This window comes from Nocardiopsis alborubida (genome assembly GCF_012396365.1).
Lineage (GTDB): Bacteria > Actinomycetota > Actinomycetes > Streptosporangiales > Streptosporangiaceae > Nocardiopsis > Nocardiopsis alborubida.
In genome coordinates, this window is record NZ_JAAXPG010000014.1 from 129,770 (window position 1) to 150,159 (window position 20,390).

Annotated in this window: 17 protein-coding genes; 12 read left to right on the forward strand and 5 right to left on the reverse strand. The window is 72.8% G+C overall.

Annotated features, from left to right (window positions below):
- The first annotated feature begins 620 nt into the window (after window positions 1-620).
- The 4 genes from HGB44_RS16240 to HGB44_RS16255 all read left to right on the forward strand — a co-directional run bounded on the left by HGB44_RS16240 (window position 621) and on the right by HGB44_RS16255 (window position 5,104).
- Window positions 621-1,016 (forward strand): Fur family transcriptional regulator, encoded by a 396-nt coding sequence (locus tag HGB44_RS16240; RefSeq protein ID WP_061078616.1) that lies wholly within the window; start codon window positions 621-623, stop codon window positions 1,014-1,016.
- Between the two features lie 202 nt (window positions 1,017-1,218).
- On the forward strand, window positions 1,219-1,446 hold the full coding sequence (locus tag HGB44_RS31965) for a hypothetical protein (RefSeq protein WP_061078617.1): 228 nt from the start codon (window positions 1,219-1,221) through the stop codon (window positions 1,444-1,446).
- The gene (locus HGB44_RS16250; protein WP_061078618.1) at window positions 1,443-3,368 is read left to right on the forward strand and encodes an ABC transporter ATP-binding protein; all 1,926 of its coding nucleotides are present in this window, start codon (window positions 1,443-1,445) and stop codon (window positions 3,366-3,368) included. Before HGB44_RS31965 ends, HGB44_RS16250 begins: the two co-directional genes overlap by 4 nt.
- The gene (locus HGB44_RS16255) at window positions 3,365-5,104 is read left to right on the forward strand and encodes an ABC transporter ATP-binding protein (RefSeq protein ID WP_061078619.1); all 1,740 of its coding nucleotides are present in this window, start codon (window positions 3,365-3,367) and stop codon (window positions 5,102-5,104) included. The genes HGB44_RS16250 and HGB44_RS16255 overlap by 4 nt, the downstream gene beginning before the upstream one ends.
- Window positions 5,105-5,392: 288 nt before the next feature.
- Here the strand turns inward: HGB44_RS16255 and HGB44_RS16260 are convergent, their stop codons facing one another.
- Window positions 5,393-5,638, reverse strand: a complete 246-nt coding sequence (locus HGB44_RS16260) for a DUF397 domain-containing protein (RefSeq protein WP_061078620.1) — start codon at window positions 5,636-5,638, stop codon at window positions 5,393-5,395.
- Entirely contained in the window at window positions 5,635-6,498 is an 864-nt protein-coding gene (locus tag HGB44_RS16265; protein WP_061078621.1) for a helix-turn-helix domain-containing protein, read from the reverse strand. Before HGB44_RS16265 ends, HGB44_RS16260 begins: the two co-directional genes overlap by 4 nt.
- Before the next feature lie 224 nt (window positions 6,499-6,722).
- On the opposite strand from HGB44_RS16265, the gene HGB44_RS16270 reads away from it, so the two are divergent.
- A complete protein-coding gene (locus HGB44_RS16270) occupies window positions 6,723-7,283 on the forward strand; it encodes an ATP-binding protein (RefSeq protein ID WP_061078622.1) in 561 nt (186 codons plus the stop codon).
- 104 nt (window positions 7,284-7,387) lie between these two features.
- Window positions 7,388-7,807 (forward strand): hypothetical protein, encoded by a 420-nt coding sequence (locus HGB44_RS16275; RefSeq protein ID WP_061078623.1) that lies wholly within the window; start codon window positions 7,388-7,390, stop codon window positions 7,805-7,807.
- A gap of 137 nt (window positions 7,808-7,944) precedes the next feature.
- On the opposite strand, the gene HGB44_RS16280 is transcribed toward HGB44_RS16275, so the two are convergent.
- From HGB44_RS16280 to HGB44_RS16290, 3 genes are read right to left on the reverse strand one after another with little or no spacing between them, the layout of a single operon-like run.
- A complete protein-coding gene (locus tag HGB44_RS16280; protein ID WP_168444034.1) occupies window positions 7,945-8,934 on the reverse strand; it encodes an aminotransferase class I/II-fold pyridoxal phosphate-dependent enzyme in 990 nt (329 codons plus the stop codon).
- 47 nt (window positions 8,935-8,981) lie between these two features.
- Window positions 8,982-10,304, reverse strand: a complete 1,323-nt coding sequence (locus HGB44_RS16285) for an MMPL family transporter (RefSeq protein WP_231972224.1) — start codon at window positions 10,302-10,304, stop codon at window positions 8,982-8,984.
- A 7-nt stretch (window positions 10,305-10,311) separates the two neighbouring features.
- A complete protein-coding gene (locus HGB44_RS16290; protein ID WP_061078626.1) occupies window positions 10,312-10,767 on the reverse strand; it encodes a hypothetical protein in 456 nt (151 codons plus the stop codon).
- A 926-nt stretch (window positions 10,768-11,693) separates the two neighbouring features.
- Between HGB44_RS16290 and HGB44_RS16295 the strand changes: the two genes are divergently transcribed.
- The 6 genes from HGB44_RS16295 to HGB44_RS16320 all read left to right on the forward strand — a co-directional run bounded on the left by HGB44_RS16295 (window position 11,694) and on the right by HGB44_RS16320 (window position 20,214).
- Complete coding sequence (locus tag HGB44_RS16295; RefSeq protein WP_061078627.1) at window positions 11,694-13,184, forward strand: ABC transporter substrate-binding protein; 1,491 nt, start codon at window positions 11,694-11,696, stop codon at window positions 13,182-13,184.
- Window positions 13,184-15,049, forward strand: coding sequence for an ABC transporter permease subunit (locus HGB44_RS16300; protein ID WP_061078628.1), 1,866 nt, complete (start codon window positions 13,184-13,186; stop codon window positions 15,047-15,049). The genes HGB44_RS16295 and HGB44_RS16300 overlap by 1 nt, the downstream gene beginning before the upstream one ends.
- A gap of 80 nt (window positions 15,050-15,129) precedes the next feature.
- Window positions 15,130-16,143, forward strand: coding sequence for an ABC transporter ATP-binding protein (locus HGB44_RS16305; RefSeq protein ID WP_061078680.1), 1,014 nt, complete (start codon window positions 15,130-15,132; stop codon window positions 16,141-16,143).
- 140 nt (window positions 16,144-16,283) lie between these two features.
- Window positions 16,284-17,102 (forward strand): ATP-binding cassette domain-containing protein, encoded by an 819-nt coding sequence (locus tag HGB44_RS16310; RefSeq protein ID WP_061078629.1) that lies wholly within the window; start codon window positions 16,284-16,286, stop codon window positions 17,100-17,102.
- Complete coding sequence (locus HGB44_RS16315) at window positions 17,099-18,379, forward strand: MFS transporter (RefSeq protein WP_231972228.1); 1,281 nt, start codon at window positions 17,099-17,101, stop codon at window positions 18,377-18,379. Before HGB44_RS16310 ends, HGB44_RS16315 begins: the two co-directional genes overlap by 4 nt.
- Before the next feature lie 521 nt (window positions 18,380-18,900).
- Window positions 18,901-20,214, forward strand: a complete 1,314-nt coding sequence (locus HGB44_RS16320) for an ABC transporter substrate-binding protein (protein WP_061078630.1) — start codon at window positions 18,901-18,903, stop codon at window positions 20,212-20,214.
- Window positions 20,215-20,390: the final 176 nt, after the last annotated feature.

A 20,390-nucleotide genomic window follows, 5' to 3' on the forward strand; every position in this document is an offset into this window, starting at 1 on the left:
GCTGGAGCCAGCCAGCACCTCGCCCCCCGACGGGTGGCGGCCGTCGTACAGGGCGAGCCCCCCGAACACCTCCTCCGGCCGCTGGCGGGACCCGGGCACCTCGCCCACGGCGTGCCACCGGGGCGGCAGCGCGGCGGCCTCCTCCATGAGCGCCCTCTCGCCCTCCGCGAGCACCTCGGCGGACAGGGCGCGCTCGGGTGCGTCCAAGGCGCGCTCGCGTGCGTCCGGGGGAGCGGCGCGCGTGGCGCTGTAGTGGAGCGAGGCGCCCATGGCCTGCCTCCGCGGTGGAAGAAGAACGTGCCGGACCGAGCGTAGGGCCGTGCGCCGACGTCCCTGTTTCCGGGGACGGGCCCCGGGTTCCCCGCGGGTTCCGCGACGCGCGTGTCGGGTCCGATCGGGTGGTGGTCTCGGCGGGGTCCGGGGGAGCGGGTTCCGGTGCGGTTAGGGAGGTTCTGAGGTGATACGGGCACGAGCATGGTACGGTTATGAAAATCATTTCCATGCAGTCTGTGTCACATGACCGGAGGCCCGTGACGTGTCTGGAGGCAGGCGACGGCGCCGAGCGCCGGGGACGGCGGGCGCGCCGTTCGCGGTGAGGACCGATCGGGCGGCTGCCTGAGATGCCCCGGGTGTCCCAGTACGACGACGTCGTCCTCAAGACCCTGGGGCGGAGCACGCGCTTCCGCAGCTGCCAGGAGATCCACCTCGCCCTCTCCGGAGGGCGTTCCCCCGCCCGCAGGCCGCCCAGCCTGTCCACCGTCTACCGCACGCTCCACCGGCTGGCGGAGGAGGGCGTCCTCGACACCCTCCACTCGCCCGAGGGGGAGCGCCTCTACCGGCTGTGCAGGACCTCCTCCCGACACCACCACCTGCTGTGCCGGGTCTGCGGTCGGGTGGAGGACATCGCGCAGGCGGACGAACTGGGGGGTGTCGTCGAACGGATCCGCGAGGACAGCGGTTACGGCTCCCTGGACTACTCCTTCGAGTTGTCGGGCGTGTGTCCGAGCTGCACCTAGGCGGCGGCCGAAAAGGCGCCGATTCGTCGCGATCTTGTACCTGTAGCGAGGTTCGGCGCACCAGACTCGCTACAGGTACAAGATCACCGCAGGTCAGAACCCTCGCGTCACACCGGAAAAGTTTTCGGCCAGCTCATGAGGCGGGCCGGTTCACCCGCCGCGGACCCCCGGGCCCGCGGCCGCATTCCACGAGAGGAGGGTCGTGTCCACGACCCGTTCCGCACGAGACCCCGGCGCGGCCCCGGCAGCCGGAGCCGACCACGTGGACGTGACGGGCGACGGCCCCGCGCACGACCACCTGAGCCGCATCCCCGCCGCACGGGACCACGCGATCGTCCTGGCGGCGGGGGTGCTCCCCGGCCTGTCCGTGCGGCGCCCGCCCCGGACCGGCCGCGAGGACACCCCGGAGACCGGGGCGCTGGTCAGATGAGCACCGCACAGGACACCGCACCGCACACCCGGGCCGCGCCGGAACCGGAGACCGGGCGCGCGGCCTCCCCGCTCGGCGTCCTCCTGGAACCCGTCAGGGGGCGCGTCCGCGCGGCCGTGCTCCTCCAGGGCCTGGCCGGCGCGCTCAGCCTCGTCCCCCTGATCTGCCTGGCCGAGGCGGCCGCCGCGCTGCTCGCCGACGGGCCGACCGACACCGCCCTGGTGTGGACGCTGGTCGCGGTCGCGCCGGCCGGAGCGGTCGCCGCCCTGGCCGCGGGCACCGCCTCCACCCTGGTCGGCCACCTGGCCGACAACGACATGCAGCTGTCCGTGCGACGCGCCCTGGCCCGCCACCTGGGGAGGGTCCCGTTGGGATGGTTCTCCGGCCGCGGTTCGGGCCGGGTCAAGAAGGCCCTGCACGACGACATCGAGGACGTCCACTCCCTGGTCGCCCACACCCTGCCCGACCTGGCCGCCGTCGTGGCGGTCCCCGCCGTCGCCCTGGCCTACCTCGCCCTCGTGGACTGGCGCCTGACCCTGGTCGCGGTGCTGCCGGTGGCCGCGGGCGCGCTGCTGTTCGCGCGGGCCATGGCCGGGTCGATGCACAAGATGGCCGAGTACGCCGAGGCGATGGGCGCGATCAACACCGCGGCCGTGGAGTTCGTCGACGGCATCCAGGTGGTCAAGCACTTCAACGGGCACCGCAGGGCCCACGAGCGCTTCACCCGGGCCGCCGACGCCTTCGCGGACTTCTTCGTCTCCTGGTCGCGCGCCACCACCCCGGCCACGGTCGCCTCCTTCCTGCTGCTGTCGGCGCCCACGGTCACCGTCACCGTGGTGGCGGCGGGGGCGGGCTTCGCCGCCCTGGGGTGGAGCGAACCCGTCTCGGTGGTGGCCTTCGCCCTGCTGACCCCGGCGCTGTGCGCGCCGATGAACGTGATCGGCTCACGGGTGCAGCAGATCCAGACGGCGAGGGCCGCCGCAGGACGGGTCCGCGACCTGCTCGCCACCCCGCCCCTGCCCGAGGGCTCCGGCGGGGGACCGGGGGGCGCCCGCGTGGTCTTCGACGGAGTGCGCTTCGCCTACCCGGCCCAGGACGGCGCCGAGGCGGGCGAGGAGGTCCTGCGCGGCGTGGACCTGGTGCTGGAACCGGGCACCGTGACCGCGCTGGTCGGCCCGTCCGGTGCGGGCAAGACCACCCTGGCCACCCTGCCCGCGCGTTTCGCCGACGTCACCGCCGGATCGGTGACCGTGGGCGGTGCGGACGTGCGCGACGTCCCCACCGGGGAGCTGTACCGCACGGTCGGCTTCGTGTTCCAGGACGTGCGGCTGCTGAGGGAGACCGTGGCCGACAACATCGCCATGGGCCGTCCCGGGGCGACCCGTGGGGAGGTGGAGGAGGCCGCGCGCGCCGCGCGCGTCGCCGAGCGGATCGAGGCGCTGCCGCGCGGCTACGACTCCGTGGTGGGCGAGGACGCCGACCTGTCCGGCGGCGAGGCCCAGCGGGTCTCCATCGCCCGCGCCCTGCTCGCCGACACCCCCGTGCTGGTCCTGGACGAGGCCACCGCCGCCGTGGACCCGGTGTCGGAGGCGGCCATCCAGGACGCCCTCAGCGAACTGGCCCGGGGCCGCACGGTCCTGGTGATCGCGCACCGGCTGAGCACCGTGGCCGGGGCCGACCTCATCGCGGTCATGGACGAGGGACGCGTGGTGGAGCGCGGCACCCACGGCGAGCTGCTGGCGCGCGGCGGCCGGTACGCCGACCTGTGGCGCGCCCAGCACCCGGACGCCGGTGACGGGGACGCCGGTGACGACGGAGCCCGGGGCGGAGCCGCACGCGGCGGGGGCACGCCCCACGCAGACGCCCGCGGGGGCGGCGCGTCCGAGGGGGACGCACGAGACGAACCGGGAGAAGACCAGTGATCCGGGCCTTCCTCAAGGCACTGGGCCCCGAGCAGGCCGGGCCCATGCGCGCGAGCCTCGCGCTCACCACCGTCGTCTCGGCCCTCCAGGGTGTGCTGTTCGCCCTCCTGGTGCCCGTGCTGACCCACCTCCTGGGCCCCGACCCGGACCGGGCCTGGCCCTGGACGGCCGTCCTGCTCGCCGCCACCGCCGTCTACGCGGTCCTGCGCGCGGGCAGCCTGTACCTCAACTTCCGCGTCGGCGGCGCACTCTCGCGGGGCCTGCACCACCGGCTCGGCGACCACGTCGTCCGCCTGCCCCTGGGATGGTTCACCGGCGGCCGGGTCGGGGAGCTCAACCGCCTCGCCACCGACGGCGTCTCCCGGGCCACCAGCCTGCCCGTGCACCTGTACCCGCCCCTGGCCGACGCGGTGGTCACCCCCGTCGTCTCGGTCCTGGCCCTGTTCCTGTGGGACTGGCGGATCGCACTCGCCGCCGGCGCCTGTCTGCCCCTGCTGTGGATGGTCTTCACCCTGTCCGGCGAGGCGGTGGGGCGCAACGACGCCGCACGCGACGCCGTCACCGACGAGGCGGCCGACCGGGTGCTGGAGTACGCCCGTGCCCAGCCCGTGCTGCGGGCCTTCGGCCGGACGGACAAGGGCGGCCAGCGTCTCGACGCGGCGCTGGAGGCCGAGCACGGCGCCGCCCGCCGACTGCTGCTGCGCGCGGTTCCCGCCCTGCTCTGCTACTCCTTCGCCGTGCGGCTCGCCTTCGGCCTGCTCCTGGTGGCCACCGTGTTCCTCGTGCTCGGCGGCACCCTCGACGCGCCCCTGGCGGTCGCGCTGCTCGTGCTCGCGGCCAGGTTCGTCCACCCCCTGTCCGGCGCGGCCGACCAGGGGGCCGCGCTGAGGATGGCGACGAACGGGCTCGACCGGATCAACGCCGTCCTGGAGGCGCGTCCCCTCCCCGAACCGGACGTCCCGGTGCCGCCCCGGGGCGCGGACGTGGAGTTCGACGACGTGTCCTTCTCCTACACACCGGACGGGCCCCGCGTCCTGGACGGTGTCTCCTTCCGGGCCGAACCCGGGACGCTCACCGCCCTGGTCGGACCCTCGGGTTCGGGCAAGACCACGGTGGCCCGGCTGCTGGCGCGCTTCCACGACGCCGACGCGGGCAGCGTGCGCCTCGGCGGTGTCGACGTGCGCTCGGTCGGCAGCGAGGAGCTGTCCCGGCGCGTGGCGATGGTCTTCCAGGACGTGTACCTGTTCGACGCGAGCATCGCCGAGAACGTGCTCCTGGCGGACCCCGGGGCCACGCGCGAGGACCTGGACCGGGTGGCCGTCGCCTCCGGCCTCGACGCGGTGGTGGCCGAGCTCCCCGACGGCTGGGACACCCGCGTCGGCGAGGGCGGCGCCTCCCTCTCGGGAGGGCAGAAGCAGCGGGTCTCCATCGCCCGCGCCCTGCTCAAGGACGCGCCGGTCGTCGTCCTGGACGAGGCCTCGGCCGCCCTGGACGCGGAGAACGAGGCGCTGCTGACCGCCACCGCTGTTTCCCTGGCGCGGGAGCGCACGGTGCTCGTCATCGCGCACCGGCCCGCCACCGTGGCCGCCGCGGACCGGGTGGTCTTCCTCGACGCCGGACGCGTCGCCGAGACCGGGACCCCGGACGGGCTCCTCGCCGCGGGAGGACGCCACGCCGAGTTCGTCCGTGCGCGGGAGCGGGCCCGGGGCTGGAGGCTGACCGCCGAACCGTCCTGACCGAGGCCGACCGGAACCGGTCCGAAGCGTGCCCGCTCGGACCGGCTGCACCCGCAGTGATCTTGTACTTATAGCGAGGTTCGCGTGCCCAAACTCGCTATAAGTACAAGATCATCGCAGGTCAGGCCCCTTGCGTCGCATCAGGAACGTTTTCGGTCAGCCCCTGTTCGCCCCGGATCCCACCCGCGACGGCACACAGGGGAGCTGCTGTCCAGTGAGCGCGGGAAGACGGGGGTGCCCGGTCGCTGCCAGGAGGCGGCGGCGGCCGGGCGCTGTTGTGTCTGCTGGTCAGCGGGAGAGGGCGGCGGAGAGGAAGCCGCTCCACTCGGTGGCGGGGAAGGGGAGGTGTCCGGCGTCGGGGTGCTTGGAGTCGCGGACGGCCGCGCCGCAGGGGAGGTCGGCGACCTCCACGCAGTTCTGGCTGGCGCCGCTGTAGCTGCTCTTCCGGAAGCTGGCGGGGATGTGGGCGACCTCGACGCAGTCTTGGCCGTGCCCGCTGTAGCTGCTCTTCCGGAACTCAAGGTCGGTGTTCATGGGGTGCCTTCTAGGGACTTGAAGAGGTCAGTGATGACGTCAGCGGATTGCGTGGTGCTCAGGGCAGACCCCTGGACATCGCCGAAGGTAGCACTGTGTGCTTCGACCTCATCAAGGTCCTCCAGGAACAGACCATCGGAAGCGGTCTCGATGAACACGATGGGTAGGTCCAGTGGCTCTGGAAAGTTCAGGATTGTGAAGGGCGAGCACAAGGCGGCGTGGGAGCCAGCGTTGAAGGGCAGCACCTGGACATCGACGTTGGGAAGTTGGGCCATGTAGAGGAGGTGAGCCAGTTGTCCTTTGAGGACAGCAGGTCCGCCTATGGTCCTGTGTAGAGCGCCTTCGTCGATGACGGCTCGTAGCCGAGCAGGGCTGTGCCGTGTGAGGATTTCACGGCGGGCCATTCGTGCTTCCACCCTTCGCCGCAGCAGGTCCGGGTTCGCATACCGCCCACCCCTCAGTACAGCCTCTGTGTACTCCGGAGTCTGAAGCAATCCAGGGATGATCTGGGCCTGGAAGGTCTGGATCAGGGAAGCCTCTGCCTCAAAATCCGGCAGAGCTCTGTCGGTGAAGACTTCTTTGTATTTCGACCACCAGCCCCGCTGCCTTGCGTCCTTGGCGAGCGCTTGCATGGTGGCTCGCCTATCGGTGTTGGTGATCTTGTAGAGATCCATCAGTTTGTCTAGATCGGCTGGACTTATCCGTTTCGTCTCGGTCGTCTCCATCTTGCTGACTTTTCCTGGGCTCCACTTGAAGCGCGCTGCGACCTGCGCGCTTGTGAGCCCGGCGTCCTCGCGTGCTTTACGGAGCATGGCGGCAAGGCGGCGCAGGCGGAGGGTGGGGCTGTGCTGGATGCTCATGGCGACACCTTAACGAAAAGCGATTGCGTAGTGCACACCTACTTGAAAACTCTACGCGGTAGCGTTACTTTGAAGCAGTGGCCAGTGACTGTCAGATCACACAGGGTTCATGTCGGTCAGGCTACGCCTTGCCCGTTCCGCGCATCACGGCATCCGTGAGACTCCTCCAACGGGCTCGTGTCACCCCTGTTCTTGTCCTGCTCGTGCCAAGGAGTGTGTTCGTCATGCCCGTAACCGCCCCGGCTCCCGTGCCCGCGCTGGGTGAGGCCACGGTCCCGCTGGCCAGCTTCATCCGGCCCGCGCACCGCCACTACTTCACCCGCTGCGCCGAACGCCCGAACTACCGTCTGCGCCGCTACGACTTCGCCGGAACCCCGGCCGTCATGCCGCTCGTCCGCGCCTTCCTGGACACCTGCGCCGCCGCCAAGTCCGCCGACTACCGGTACCTGTTCACCCTGCTCGGCAGCGAACTGGCCAACAACAGCATCCGCCACAGCCTCTCCGGTCGCCCCGGGGGCACCTACACCCTGCTCGTGCACCGCCGCCGCACCGGGCTGCACCTGTCCTGCCGCGATCGGGGCGGCCTGCATGACAGGGACGCGCGCCTGAAGCCCGACCCCGACGGTTTGAACCCGTCCGCCGAGTCCGGACGCGGCCTGGCCCTGGTGGACGCCTTCGCCTCCGAGTGGGGCGACAACGGCAACGCCCACTACCGCACGGTCTGGTTCCACCTGGCCTACGACCTCACCGGAAGCCGCTGGAACTCCGACCACCGAGACGACTGACCTGTCGGTGACATGAGACGGGCCCAGGAGAGCGCGCCAACGCTCTTCCGGGCCCTGGATCCCCGAAAACCCCTGCATAGCCATACATAAGGAAAGAGGATCTGATGCGTAACCCTATCCCCTCGCCCCGGCGCCCCGACGACTTCCGCCCCTTCCCGATGCTCCCGCGCCGCACACCGCTCATCGGCCCGACCTGCCCGTCCTGCGACCACCCCTCCTGCCGGACCCGCCGCGCCCAACGGCTTCCCCGCCTGGGCGGCCACCGCGCCGAGTTCGCCCGCGAGCACGCCCAGGCCGCAGCCGCCCAGGCCCACAACCGCCACCTGGTCATCTGGTGGGGCGAGGCCACCCAGTCCTTCTGGATCGCCGCCCCGGCCGGGCTAACCGAGGCCGCCGACATCGACACCCTCCTCCTGGCCCTGCGACCGCACAGCACCCTGGACTCCGACCCGCCCGCCGACCGCCCCTGGGTGCAGCCGTTCGCTGCCGTTCTCAGCGGTCTCCGAGGACCTGCGTCGGCCTGACCGGGGAGGCGGTGGGGGGTGAGGCTCCTCACCGCCTTCCCGGCATGTGTGCAACGGGGTCCGCGCCTGGCACAAGCGGCACCCCGGGTTTCCGTCGGAGCGGATCCGGGTGCTGCCCACAGGAGTCAGACAGGGAGTCATCCACGCACCCGGCTCTGGAGCAGAGCGGCAAGAGACTCCAGGTTGTGTGCGGTGGACGTGAACCTGATCAGGCGGTCTCGTTCGAACACCTTCGCCCGGAGTCCCCCCTCCCGGACGACACCGGCCAGCACGTCCCACCACACACCGTCCACGGAGGCGGTGACGAAGTTGGTGTTCCGGTCGGAGGCGACCCTGATCCTGTCCGCCTCCTCCAACACGCATGCGATGGCGTTGGTGATACCGAGTACCTGCCGGGCTCTGTCCCGGTTCTCCGCGAGGAAGGAGGACTCGCCGATGGCATGGCACACGCTGAGCTGGAACAGGTTCAGCGGAAAGTCCGGCTGTAGTCTCCGCAGTTGCCCGAGGACCTCGGGGGCGGCCGCCATCGCACCGACTCTGGCCCCGGCCAGCGAGTGCGACTTGGACAGGCTCAGGCACTGGAGGACGTTAGGGCGCTCGTAGCGCAGTAGGGCTTCCGCGTCAGGGTGGAAGAGCGCGTACGTCAGGTCGAGAACCACTAGGCCGACACCTGTGTCGGACAGCCGGTCCAGTTCCGGGGCCGTCCAGGAGGGGCCGACCGGGTTTCCCGGCGAACCCACCACCACCGCTCGGGCACTCCGGTCGGGCAGGGCGTGCACGTGCCGGACGAGTTCGGAGGGCGCTGTCCGCGCGTCGTAGGTGTGGTGCTCCGTCCCGAAGGTACGCAGAATGCGGGCATAGCCTGGATAGGAGGGGGCGGGGACGTGGAGCGCCATGCCGCGGTGGTGCGCGTGGAGGAAGGCGCACCGCAGCGCCTCGGTGCACCCGGAGGTGAGGGCGAGGCGTCCGGACGCCACCCCGAGTGCGTCAGCCAGGTGTTCCGAGGCGTTGACCGGTATGCGCTCCGGGTACCGGTTCCACGGTTCCTCGACGAGGATGCGGGCGACCCGTTCCTTGAACCGTGCGTCCGCGTCCAGATCCGACTCGGTCAGGTCCACCCCGGGCACGGGTGGATGTGAGAAGCGCGTGGCAGTGGACGGCCCGGTCGTCTCCTTCAACGCGCCGCCTCCGTCCGGGAGAGGAATCGCCTGGCCGCGTACACCGTGGACAGGGCGAATCCGGCACGGGCCGCGACCAGGACCAGCCACAGGGACAGCAGGTTCAGGAGCCCGGTCAGGGCCAACAACGCGATCACCGGCAGAGCGGTGCACCACAGCAGGACGACGAGGCTGCGTACGGTGGCATGGGGTGCGACGACGACCTTGAGCACCGACGACAGGAAACCCGCCCAGGGCTCCATCAGCAACTGGACGCCCACCAGCCGTACACCCCAGAGCACCATGGGCTCCTGTTCCAGGCCCAGCAGTCCCGCGATCGGGCCGGGGGCGGCCAGGAACAGCAGCGCGATCGGCCACAGGAGAAGAGCCGTGGACACCGTGAACAGACGCATCCGGCGCCCGTGGTCCTCGGGAGCGCTCTCGACGGTGCGCAGGAGCCGGCCCGCCACCATGCCGTAGGGCTTGAGCGGAACCACCAGTGTGCGGATGACCGTGATGAAGGCGACGGTGGCGGCGGCCTGGGCCACCGGCAGGGAAGTGGCGATCTGCGCGACCAGGGCGAAGGTCGCCACCAGCACGAGGACGTCGAACGCCCCTGAGAGGGAACCCGGAACGGAGCGCACCACGCGCGCGGAGAACATACTCCGGGCACCGGTACGCACGGCCCGGGCGGCGGCGCTCCTCGCCTCCGGTTCGGTGCGCAGCACGGTGCGGACGAGCGTCGCGAGGTCGATCAGGGAGCAGCCCGCGCCGATCACCGCCAGCGCGACCACCGGTGACGGCTGCCACAGGAACACGGCGACGGCGAGTGCCGCGTAACCGGCGAAGTTCTCCACGCTCGTGCGCAGGCGCACGCCCTCCTGGCCGGTGACCACCAGGATTCCCCCTGCGGCGTACATCAGGGGAGCGATGAACACGGCCGGAAGGTAGGCGAGGTAGTAGGCGGCGAACAGGGCGGGGGAGTGCTGGAAGAAGAAGGCGCCGCCGCCCGCCACCAGAGCGGCCGCGGTGAGGAACACGGAGCCGGCCAGCACCACGGCGGCCAGGGCGGCCGGCTTCTCCGTGTCCCGCAGGAGCGTTTCCCCGCGAAGGCGGGCGACCACGAGGATCTGGTAGGCCGTGCCCAGGGACATGACCACCAGCAGGAGGGAGAGCGTACTTCCGTAGGACGCCGTGACCTCGGGGCCGTACGCGCCCAGCGCGGAGAAGAAGACCAGGACCCTGGCTCCGGGGAGGAACACGGCCAGGGCCATCTTCGTGCCGCGCGAAAGGAATTCCTGTGCGGCTCCGCCTTTTCTCTTGGCGGATTCTGTTGACATGGGTTCTTCAGCGTTCCAGGTTGTTGATCTGCTCCAGTGTCAGGTTGAACTCACGCTGAAGGAATTGCACGACCGCCCAGTCCTTGGCGGTCTCCGGGGTGAACTCGCCGAAGGTCTCCAGGTAGTCTGGAACCCATTCCAGGAACTGGGAAACGGCTTTGTGCTTCCCGATGCGCTCTCCGTATTCGGCGAACCCGACACTCTGGTGGTGAATGTAACGCTTGCCGGGAAGCGATTCGCAGAGGTCCATGTAGAACTTCGTCTGCACGATCATCTCGTGCCAGACCTCGTCCGCCTCGCGGGTGAGCGGAATGAACCGCCCCTTGTTCACCGAGACGATGTGGAGGAACTTCAGGCACTCGTCGATCTGCCGTTGAACCTCTTCCCGGCTGCGGTCCTCGAAGTGCTCGACCACCAGTTCCCGGTATTCGTCCGGTATGTTGACCAGGGCTGCTGTGCTCACAGGGCTCTCCTCGGTTCGGGGAGGGGCGGACCCGGACGAGAGGGCCCGTGCCCGCCCCGATCCGCCGGTCTCTAGTAGATCTCGGCGCAGCAGGACTGGGCGTACTCCTCGAGCTTCTCGGTAAGCTCGTCGTCGATCCTGTCCTTCAGGTCTTCGAGCGACATTCGATTCTCCTCTCGCTGTCGAAACGGGTCGTGACCGTTGGGCGAGCGCGTTCTGCGTCCAGAGAAGTTCGCTGGCTTGGCTGGACAGAAACCCCTCGTCGCTTCAGGGCCCCGGTCTCCTGCTTCCGTCAACCTTCGACGGGGCATCAAAGATCTCCTGAAGCGCATCGTGAGATTAACATGGCTTTCCGTGGCCGCGTCAAGGAGTGATTGTTCCTTGGAGCGGTTTCCGGATTGGGTTGAAAGTGCTGGCCAGAGGGCTGGCGACTTTGTGAAATGGCGCGGGCTCCTGTCCGGTTCCGGCCATTTCCATGAGGCGCTGCACGGTGGCGGGGAGGCCGAATACCTGCAGCTTTGCGCCGATGCGCAAGCGGGCGCGGTCTTCGCGACCACCAAGGTGTCCGAGCCGTTCGGCGGCAGAGGTGGGCGCCTGGGCAGTCGGCTGCCGGGGCTGAAGCCAAGACGGTACGCGGGGGAGTGTCGGCCCTCACTGCCGTGCGTGGCGTGGACCTCCCGCGCTGCGCTCGGCCCGCCCGCGGCCCCGGCGGCCGGGGTCCCCGGGACAAACCGGGTATCCCCTTCCCCGCAGGGCTTCCGCGTTCCCGCGCGTGGCGGTCCGGCGCGCCCCTCCGTCCCGCCTCGCCCCTGTTCGGCGGGGGATGGGGGGATCAATAATGAAAACGGTTGTCATATGCTGCTCTGGTCCGCCGAGGCGTCCGCGCGCCGCGGCGGCCTCCCCGCCCCCGACCCGGAAGAACCGCCGTGCACCTGCGCAAGATCCCTCCCGGCGCCTGCCTGGCCGCCGCCTCCGCCCTCCTGCTGACCGCCTGCTTCCCCTCCGGCGGCGACACCGCCACCGCCGACGAGGACGGGCGCATCGCGGTGGCGATGATGCAGCCGCCCAGGTCGGCCCTGTCCCCGCTCACCGACGACGCCTTCAAGCTCTCCCGCTGGAGCACCGCCGAGACCCTCGTCGTCCTGGACGAGGTCGGCGACCCCCAGCCCGGCCTGGCCACCGAGTGGACCCAGGTGGACGAGACCACCTGGACCTTCACCATCCGCGACGGGGTGACCTTCCACGACGGCACGGAGCTGACCGCCGACGTGGCCGCCCACTCCCTGGAGTACGCCGCGCAGGCCTCGCCCAAGCCGCGCATCCTCGACGGCGTCGAACTCGGCATCGAGGCCGAGGGCGGCACCGTCACCGTCACCACCGCCGAGGCCGACCCGCTCGTCCCGCAGCGCCTGTCCTCGCCGCAGCTGTCGATCCTGGCCGAGAGCGCCTACGAGGGTGACACCGTCAGCCCGGTCGGCACCGGCTCGGGCCCCTTCGAGCTGGTCGAGGTCAACGGCACCACCTCCGCGAGCCTGGACCGCTACGACGGCTACTGGGGCGAGGCGGCCCTGGCCCCGGGCATCGACGTCAGCTTCGTGCCCGACGGCACCGCCCGCGCCGCGGCCCTGCGCACCGGCGAGGCCGACATCGTGGAGGCCGTGCCCACCTCCCAGGCCGCCCTGCTGGACCAGGAGCTGATCACCGAGGTGCCGATGCCGCGCACCAACACCCTCTACCTCAACACCCAGGACGGGCCCTTCACCGACCCCGGCCTGCGCGCCGCCGCACGCGAGGCCATCGACCGGCAGGAGCTGGTGGACGGCGTCTACGAGGAGCGCGCGGACGTGGCCGAGGGCCTGCTGGGCCCCGCGCTGCCCTGGGCCGCCGACCGCCCCGAGCGCGAGGAGGCCACCGAGGCCGCCGACCCCGACGGCGCCGTCATCACCCTGGCCACCTTCACCGACCGCGCCGAGCTGCCCGAGGTCGCCACCGTGCTGGAGCAGCAGCTGGAGGACGCCGGGTTCGAGGTCGAACAGGTCGTGCGCGAGTACGCCAACATCGAGGAGGACGCCCTCAACGGCGACTTCGACGCGTTCATCCTCTCCCGGGCGACCGTCCTGGACTCCGGTGACCCCGCCGCCTACATGACGAGCGACTTCTCCTGCGACGGCTCCTTCAACATCGCCCAGCTGTGCGACGAGGAGGTGGACGCGGCACTGGAGGAGGCCGAGCGGACCCCCGCGGGCGACGAGCGGCGCGCCGCGATCCTGGAGGCCGAGGCGGCCGTCCTGGCCACCGACGCCGCCATCCCCATGCTGCACGAGCGCGTCATCCAGGGCGACGCCGCCAACGTCGTGGACTCGGCCAAGGACCCGCGCGAGCGCCTGCTCGTCACCCCGCGGACCCGGCTGAACTGATGGACGCCGCCGCCCCCGACCGCACCGCCGCCCCCGATCACACCGGGCGCCCCGGCCGCACCGGCGCCCGCGGGGCCGGGTGGCTCCTGCCCCTGGTCTCCCGCGTCGCCGCCCTGGTCCTGGTCACGGTCGTCGTCGGACTCCTGCCCTGGCTGTCCGGGCGCGATCCCGCCCTGTCGGTGCTGCGCGCCCGCTCGGCCGAGCAGGCGCCCACGCCCGAGGTGCTCGACGCCATCCGGGAGGACCTCGGCCTGGCCGACGGCCCCGCGGCGACGCTCGCCCGCTGGTTCGGCGGCGTCCTGCAGGGCGACCTCGGCCGCTCCTGGGTCTCCGACGCGCCCGTGCTGCCCTCGGTCGTCTCGGCCATGGGCGTGTCCCTGACGGTCATGGGCGCCGCGCTCGCCGTCGCCCTGGTCGTCGCGGCCGCGCTGTGCGCACCCGCTCTGGTGCGCGGGGTGCGCGGCACCCCCCGCCGGGTCGGGTCGGGCAGCGGGGCCGCCGCCGCGATGCTCACGGCCCTGCCCGAGTTCCTCGTCGCCGTCCTGCTCATGGTCTCGCTCTCGGTGTGGCTGGGCTGGCTGCCGCCCTACGGCTGGCAGGGGCCGGAGAACCTCGTGCTCCCGGCCCTGGCGCTGGGCCTGCCCGCGGGCGGACTGCTGGGACGGCTGCTCGACGACGCGCTGCCCGCCGTCCTCACCGAACGCTGGGTGGGGCTGTGGACGGCCTCGGGCTGCTCCCCGGCGGCCATCGCCGCCGCGGCCCTGCGCCGGGCCACCCCCGCCCTCATCCCCCAGTTCGCCATGGTCGTCGTCGGCCTGACCGGCGGCGCCGTCGCGGTCGAGACGGTCTTCGCCGTCCCCGGGATCGGCCGCACCGCCCTGGGCGCCGCCCAGTCCCAGGACCTGCCGCTGCTCCAGGGCTCGGTGCTCGGACTGGTGCTGCTCGGCACCGCGGCCGGGATCGCCGCCCAGGCCGCGCGCCGCCTCCTGCTGGGCCCGGGCCTGCACGACGCGGCCCTGTCCCTGCCCCCGCCGCCCACGGCCCCCGCGGGAGCCGTGCGCCGCGCGGTGCCCGCGGTGTGCGCGGCGCTGATCCTGGCGGTGTGCCTGTGGGGACTGACCCGCGACGCCATGACCGTCCAAGTGGCCGAACGCCTCGCCGCGCCCTCCTGGGACCACCCCCTGGGCACCGACGCGGTCGGCCGCGACGTCCTGGCCCGGCTCGGGCACGGCGCCCTGGCCACCGTGGGCACCGCGGCGCTGGTGTGCCTGGCCAGCCTGGCCGTCGCGCTGCTGGTCGGGTTCGCCCCGGCGCTGTCGGCGGGCGCCTCGGAGATCGCCAACGCCCTGCCCCCGGTGATCGCCGGAATCCTGGTGGCCGCCATCGCCGGGCCCGGCCCCCTCGGCGCCGCCGTGGCCGTGGCCCTGGTCTCCTGGCCCCCGCTCGCCGCGCACACCTCCGCGCTGGTCCAGGAGACGCGCGCGGCCGCCTACCTGACCGCGCAGCGGGCCCTGGGCGCCGACTCCCGCTGGATCCTGGTCCGGCACGTGCTGCCCGCGGTCCTGGGGCCGGTGGCCCGCCACGCCGTGCTGCGCCTGCCGGGCATCGCGCTGGCCATCGCCTCGCTCGGCTTCCTCGGACTGGGCTCGCAGCCGCCCTCGGCCGAGTGGGGCCTGAGCCTGTCGGAGTCCCTGGCCTACGTGGAGCGCGCGCCCCTGGCGGCCCTGGCCCCGGCCGCCATGCTCCTGCTGCTGGCCGCGTTCGCCGTCTCCTCGTCCACGCTTCCCCGGGGCTCGTGGACGCCCTCGCGGCGCCGGACGTTCCGTTCCGCCCCGGTCGCACCACCCCGAGGAGCCCTGACGTGACGATCGGCGACAAGGAAGCGACGACGAGCGGGCGCGGCCTCCCGTTCCCGGACGGCGGGGCGCCCGGGACCGGGGAGGCGGTGAGCGGTGAGGCCCTGCTGTCGGTCCGCGACCTGCGGGTCACCCTGCCCGGACGGCGAGGGGGCGGGGTCAGCGCCGTGCGCGGGCTCTCCTTCGACGTGCGCCCCGGCGAGGTGCTCGCTCTCGTGGGGGAGTCGGGGGCGGGGAAGTCGGTCACCGCCCGCGCCGTCCTGGGCATGGCGCCCTCCGGCGCCTCCGTCACCGGAAGCGTCCGCCTGGACGGGCGTGAACTGGTCGGAGCCCCGCCCGCGGTCCTGCGGCCCCTGCGCGGGCGGCGGATGTCCCTGGTGCCCCAGGACGCGCTCGCGGTGCTCAGCCCCGTGCACACCGTGGGCGCCCAACTCGTGCGCGCCCTGCGCTCCGTGCGCCGGATGAGCCGTGCCTCGGCGTGGGAGCGGGCGGTGGCCGCCCTGGACCGGGTCGGCATCCCCGACGCGGCCCGGCGCGCGCACGCCTACCCGCACGAGTTCTCCGGCGGCATGCGCCAGCGGGCGGTCATCGCGATGGCCACGGTCAACGAACCCGCCCTGGTGTTCGCCGACGAGCCCACGACCGCGCTCGACCCCAGGATGCAGGCCCGGATGCTGGAACTGCTGTGCGGGCTGCGGGAGCGGACCGGCACCGCGGTCGTCCTGGTCACCCACGACCTGGGCGTCGTCGGCGGCTACGCCGACCGGGTGGTGGTCGTCTACGCCGGGCGCCACGTCGAGTCGGGCCCGGTGGGGCCGGTCCTGACCCGGCCCCGCGCCCCCTACACCGCGGGCCTGGTCGCCGCGCTGCCCCGGCCCGGGGCCGGGGACCGCCGCCTCCCCGCCATCGCCGGAACGCCCCCCTCGCCGGAGGCGCTGCCCGGCGGCTGCGCCTTCGCGCCCCGCTGTCCGCTGGCGCAGGATCGGTGCCACGCCGAGGAGCCCTCACCCGCGGCGGCGGGGGAGTCGGGCAGGCTGGTGTCCTGCCACCGCTGGCAGGACCTGCCCGACCCGGCGTCCTCCCTGTTCACGGACACCGCGTGACCGGAAGGGCTCACCGGATCCGGCCCCTTGCGTCATACCGGCGACGTTTCCGGCCAGCCCGCCGGGTCCGTTGCGGAGGCGACCGCGGCACCGGTCCCGGCCGCGACGGGAGCACCGCACACACCATGAGGAAGGACGACATGACCACCCCACCGCTGCTGAGCGTGCGCGACCTGGTGGTGCGCTACCCGGGCCGCACCCGGCGGGCCGCCCCGGTGACGGCCGTCGACGGGATCTCCTTCGACATCCACGCGGGGGAGACGCTCGCCCTGGTCGGGGAGTCGGGGTGCGGCAAGTCCAGCACCGCCGCCGCCGTGATCGGGCTGCGGCGGACCCAGGCCGGGACGGTGAGCTTCGAGGGCCGGGAGCTGACCGCCCTGGGCGAGCGGGAACTGCGCGCCCTGCGCCCCGCGCTCCAGCCGGTCTTCCAGGACCCCTACGGCTCGCTCAGCCCGCGCCTGCGCGTGCGCGACGCCGTCGCCGAACCCCTGCGCATCCACGGCCGCTGGGACCGTGCGACCGGCCCCGCCCGGGTGGCGGAGCTGCTGGAGAAGGTCGGACTGGACCCCGCGCACGGCGACCGGCTGCCGCACGAGCTCTCCGGCGGGCAGTGCCAGCGCGTGGGGATCGCCCGCGCGCTGGCCTGTGAGCCGCGGCTGCTGGTCCTGGACGAGCCGGTGTCCGCCCTGGACTCCTCGGTGCGCGCCGGGGTGCTCAACCTGCTCACCGGCCTCCAGGACGAGCTGGGGCTGGGCTACCTGTTCATCTGCCACGACCTGGCGCTCGTCGGGCACGTCGCGCACCGCGCGGCGGTCATGCGCGAGGGGAGGCTGGTGGAGACCGGCCCCGCCCACCGGGTCTGCTCCGACCCCGCCGACCCCTACACCCGCGAACTGGTGGAGGCCGTCCCGGCCTTCCCCGGCACCTCCCGGGACCGGTCGCTGCCGAGCGCCTCGTGAGCCCGGAGCGGCCTCCCCGCGGGCGCGGGAACGTCCTGTCCCGGACCACCGCGCGCGGGGCCGCGGCGCTGCGCGACGTGTGCGGTCTGCCCGCGCTGCCCCTGCTGCTGGTCGGCTCCCAGTTCGCGTTCAACGTCGGCTTCTTCGCGGTCCTGCCCTACCTCGCCGACCACCTCGGCGGCGCCCTGGGCCTGGCCGGATGGCTGGTCGGCCTCGTACTGGGCCTGCGCACCTTCAGCCAGCAGGGGCTGTTCGTGGTGGGAGGCACGCTCACCGACCGGTTCGGGGCGCGCCCGGTGGTGCTGGCGGGCTGCGTGCTGCGGGTGGCCGGGTTCTGCTGGCTCGGCTTCGCACAGGGCACCGGGTCGGTCATCGCCTCGGTCCTGCTCATCGGTTTCGCCGCCGCGCTGTTCTCCCCGGCGGTGGAGACCGAGATCGTGCGCCAGGCCGTGCGGCACGAGCGGCGGACGGGCGAACCCCGTACCCGGATGCTCGCCCTGTTCTCCGTCGCGGGGCAGGCGGGAACCCTCGTCGGTCCGCCGCTGGGCGCCCTGCTGCTGCTCGGCGGCTTCCGCGCCGCCTGCCTGGCCGGGGCCGCGGTCTTCGCCGCCGTGCTGGCCGGGCACCTGCGGCTGATGCCCCGCACCGCGCCGGACGCGCCCGCGGCGGCCGACCGGGGGACGCCGCGCCTGCGGGAGGGGCTGCGCCTGCTGCTGGGCAACCGCCGGTTCCTGGCGCTGAGCCTGGCCTACAGCGGCTACCTGCTGGCCTACAACCAGCTCTACCTGGCCCTGCCCGCGGAGGTGGAGCGGGCGACCGGCTCCCAGACGGCGCTGGGCTGGCTGCTGGCCTGGGCGTCGCTGCTCTACATCGTCACGCAGATGCCCGTGCTGCGCTGGGCCGCCGCCCGTCTGACACGGCGCGCGACGCTGGTGTGGGGGCTGGTGCTGATCTGCCTGGGCTTCGCCGGGGCCGCCGCGTCGATGCCGGTCGGCGCGCTGGGCGGGCTCGTGCCCTCCGCGGTGTTCGTCACCGCGTTGACCCTGGGCCAGGTGCTCATCGTGCCCACGGTGCGGGCCTGGATCCCCGACCTGGTCGAGGACCGCCACCTGGGCCTGTTCACGGGCGCGCTGTCCTCGCTGTCGGGGCTGGTGGTGCTTCTGGGCAGCGTCCCCGCGGGGGCGCTGCTGGACCTGGGCGGGCCGCTTCCCTGGCTCCTGCTCGCCCTGGTGCCGCTCGCCGGAGCGGCGCTGGTCCCCGGTCGGAACCGCCCCTGATCCGGACCGCGCGGGGTTTCGGACCGGACCGCGCGGGGGCGGCGTGGCCCCCACCACGGCGGGGTCTCGTCGGCGGGCCGTCCCGCCGCCGACGCGGGTGACGGCTTCCTCCCCCGCGAGGTTTCGCCGCGCACCGGGGGAGGGTAAGCGTTTTCCGAGCGGAGGGGTGAGAGCTGTCGCACGGGTCTGCCCCGATGTGGGACTCAGGCCGCCCCGGGTCGCCCTTCGTGCTCGCGCGTGCGGCTGCGGTGGCGGGCATGGCGAGGGGGCTGGCGGGAGCGGCGGGGTGGTCCACCAGGTGGTCCACGGATGTGAACCGTTGACACACATGTGAACACAGTGCTAAAAACTGACCATCATAGTCCTTGGATAGCGCTTACCAGACCGTTTCGAGCCGTTCCTCCCCTGTGTTCCCACGCACACCACCGTGTCCGCGTCCCCCCGGACAGCCGGGCGCGGACACCCCCGCCGAAGCCACAGCCGTCACCGGCGCGAGCCGGAAGCCGAAGGGAAACACCACCATGCGCGTACCCCCGGGCCGAGGGCGCCGACACGGCCGCCGAGGCACCGCCCTGTCCGCGACCGCCGCGGCCGCGGCGACGGTCCTGCTCGCCTCAGCCTGCTCGGGCGGTGACGACGGCACCGTGGAGCTGCGCTTCTCCTGGTGGGGCTCGGACGAGCGGCAGACCACCATGCTCCAGATCATCGAGAACTTCGAGGCCGACAACCCCGACATCCGGATCACGGCGGAGACCACCGACTGGTCCGCGTACTGGGACCGCCTGGCCACCAACACCGCGGCCAACGACGCACCCGACGTCGCCATGCAGGAGGAGCGCTACCTGCGCGAGTACGCCGACCGCGGCGCCCTGCTGGACCTGAGCGAGGCCGAGGGCCTGGACCTGTCGCGGATCGACCCGCTGGTCGCCGAGAGCGGCCAGCTGGACGGCCAGACCTTCGGCGCGGCCAGCGGTGTCAACGCCTACACCGTTCACGCCGACCCGGAGGCCTTCGCGGCCGCGGGGGTGGAGATGCCCGACGACGACACCTGGACCTGGGCGGACTACGTCGAGATCGCCGGACAGATCAGCGAGGGCAGCGGCGGCGAGTACGTCGGCGCCCAGAGCATGAGCTACAACGAGGCCGGTTTCCAGGTCTTCGCCCGACAGCACGGGGAGGCGCTCTACAACGAGGACGGCAGCCTCGGCTTCTCCCAGGAGACCCTGGAGGCCTGGTACGAGATCACCCGGGAGCTGCTGGACAACGGCGGCCAGCCCAGCGCCGCCCGGAGCGTGGAGATCGAGGCGGGCGGCATCGACCAGTCGGTCGTGGCCACCAACGAGGGCGCCATGGCGCACTTCTGGAGCAACCAGCTCGGCAACGTGGTCGAGGCCTCCGGGCGCGAGGTCGAGCTCCTGCGCTACCCCGGCGAGACCGAGTTCGACCGGACCGGCCTGTTCTTCAAGCCCGCCATGTTCTACTCGATCTCCGCGGGCTCCGAGCACCCCGAGGAGGCGGCCCGCTTCGTCGACTACATGCTCAACGACACGGCCGCGGCCGAGCTGCTCCTGGCCGACCTGGGCCTGCCCGCCAACACCGAGGTCCGCGAGGCCATCGTCGACGACCTGCCCGAGGCCGACGCCCGGATGGCCGGGTTCATGAGCGGGATCGAGGGCACGATCGTGGACGGCAACCCGCCGGCGCCGATCGGCGCCAGCCAGGTCACGGAGATCAGCAGCCGCGTCAGCGACGGCCTCGCCTTCGGCGACCTCACCCCGGCCGAGGCCGCCGAGCAGTTCATGACCGAGGCCGAGGCGGCCATCGAGACCTCCTGAGCCGTCCGGCGCGGCGTCCGGGGCGGGCGGGACCCGCACCGGACGCCGCCCGGGGGCCGGAGGACCCGGGACCGCGCCTGCGTCCGCGCACGGCCACGGTCGCGGACGCGGCTCCGCCACGGCGGACGTCCGCCACGCCCGCCCTCGCACGCGCCCGCCCGCACGCACACGCACCC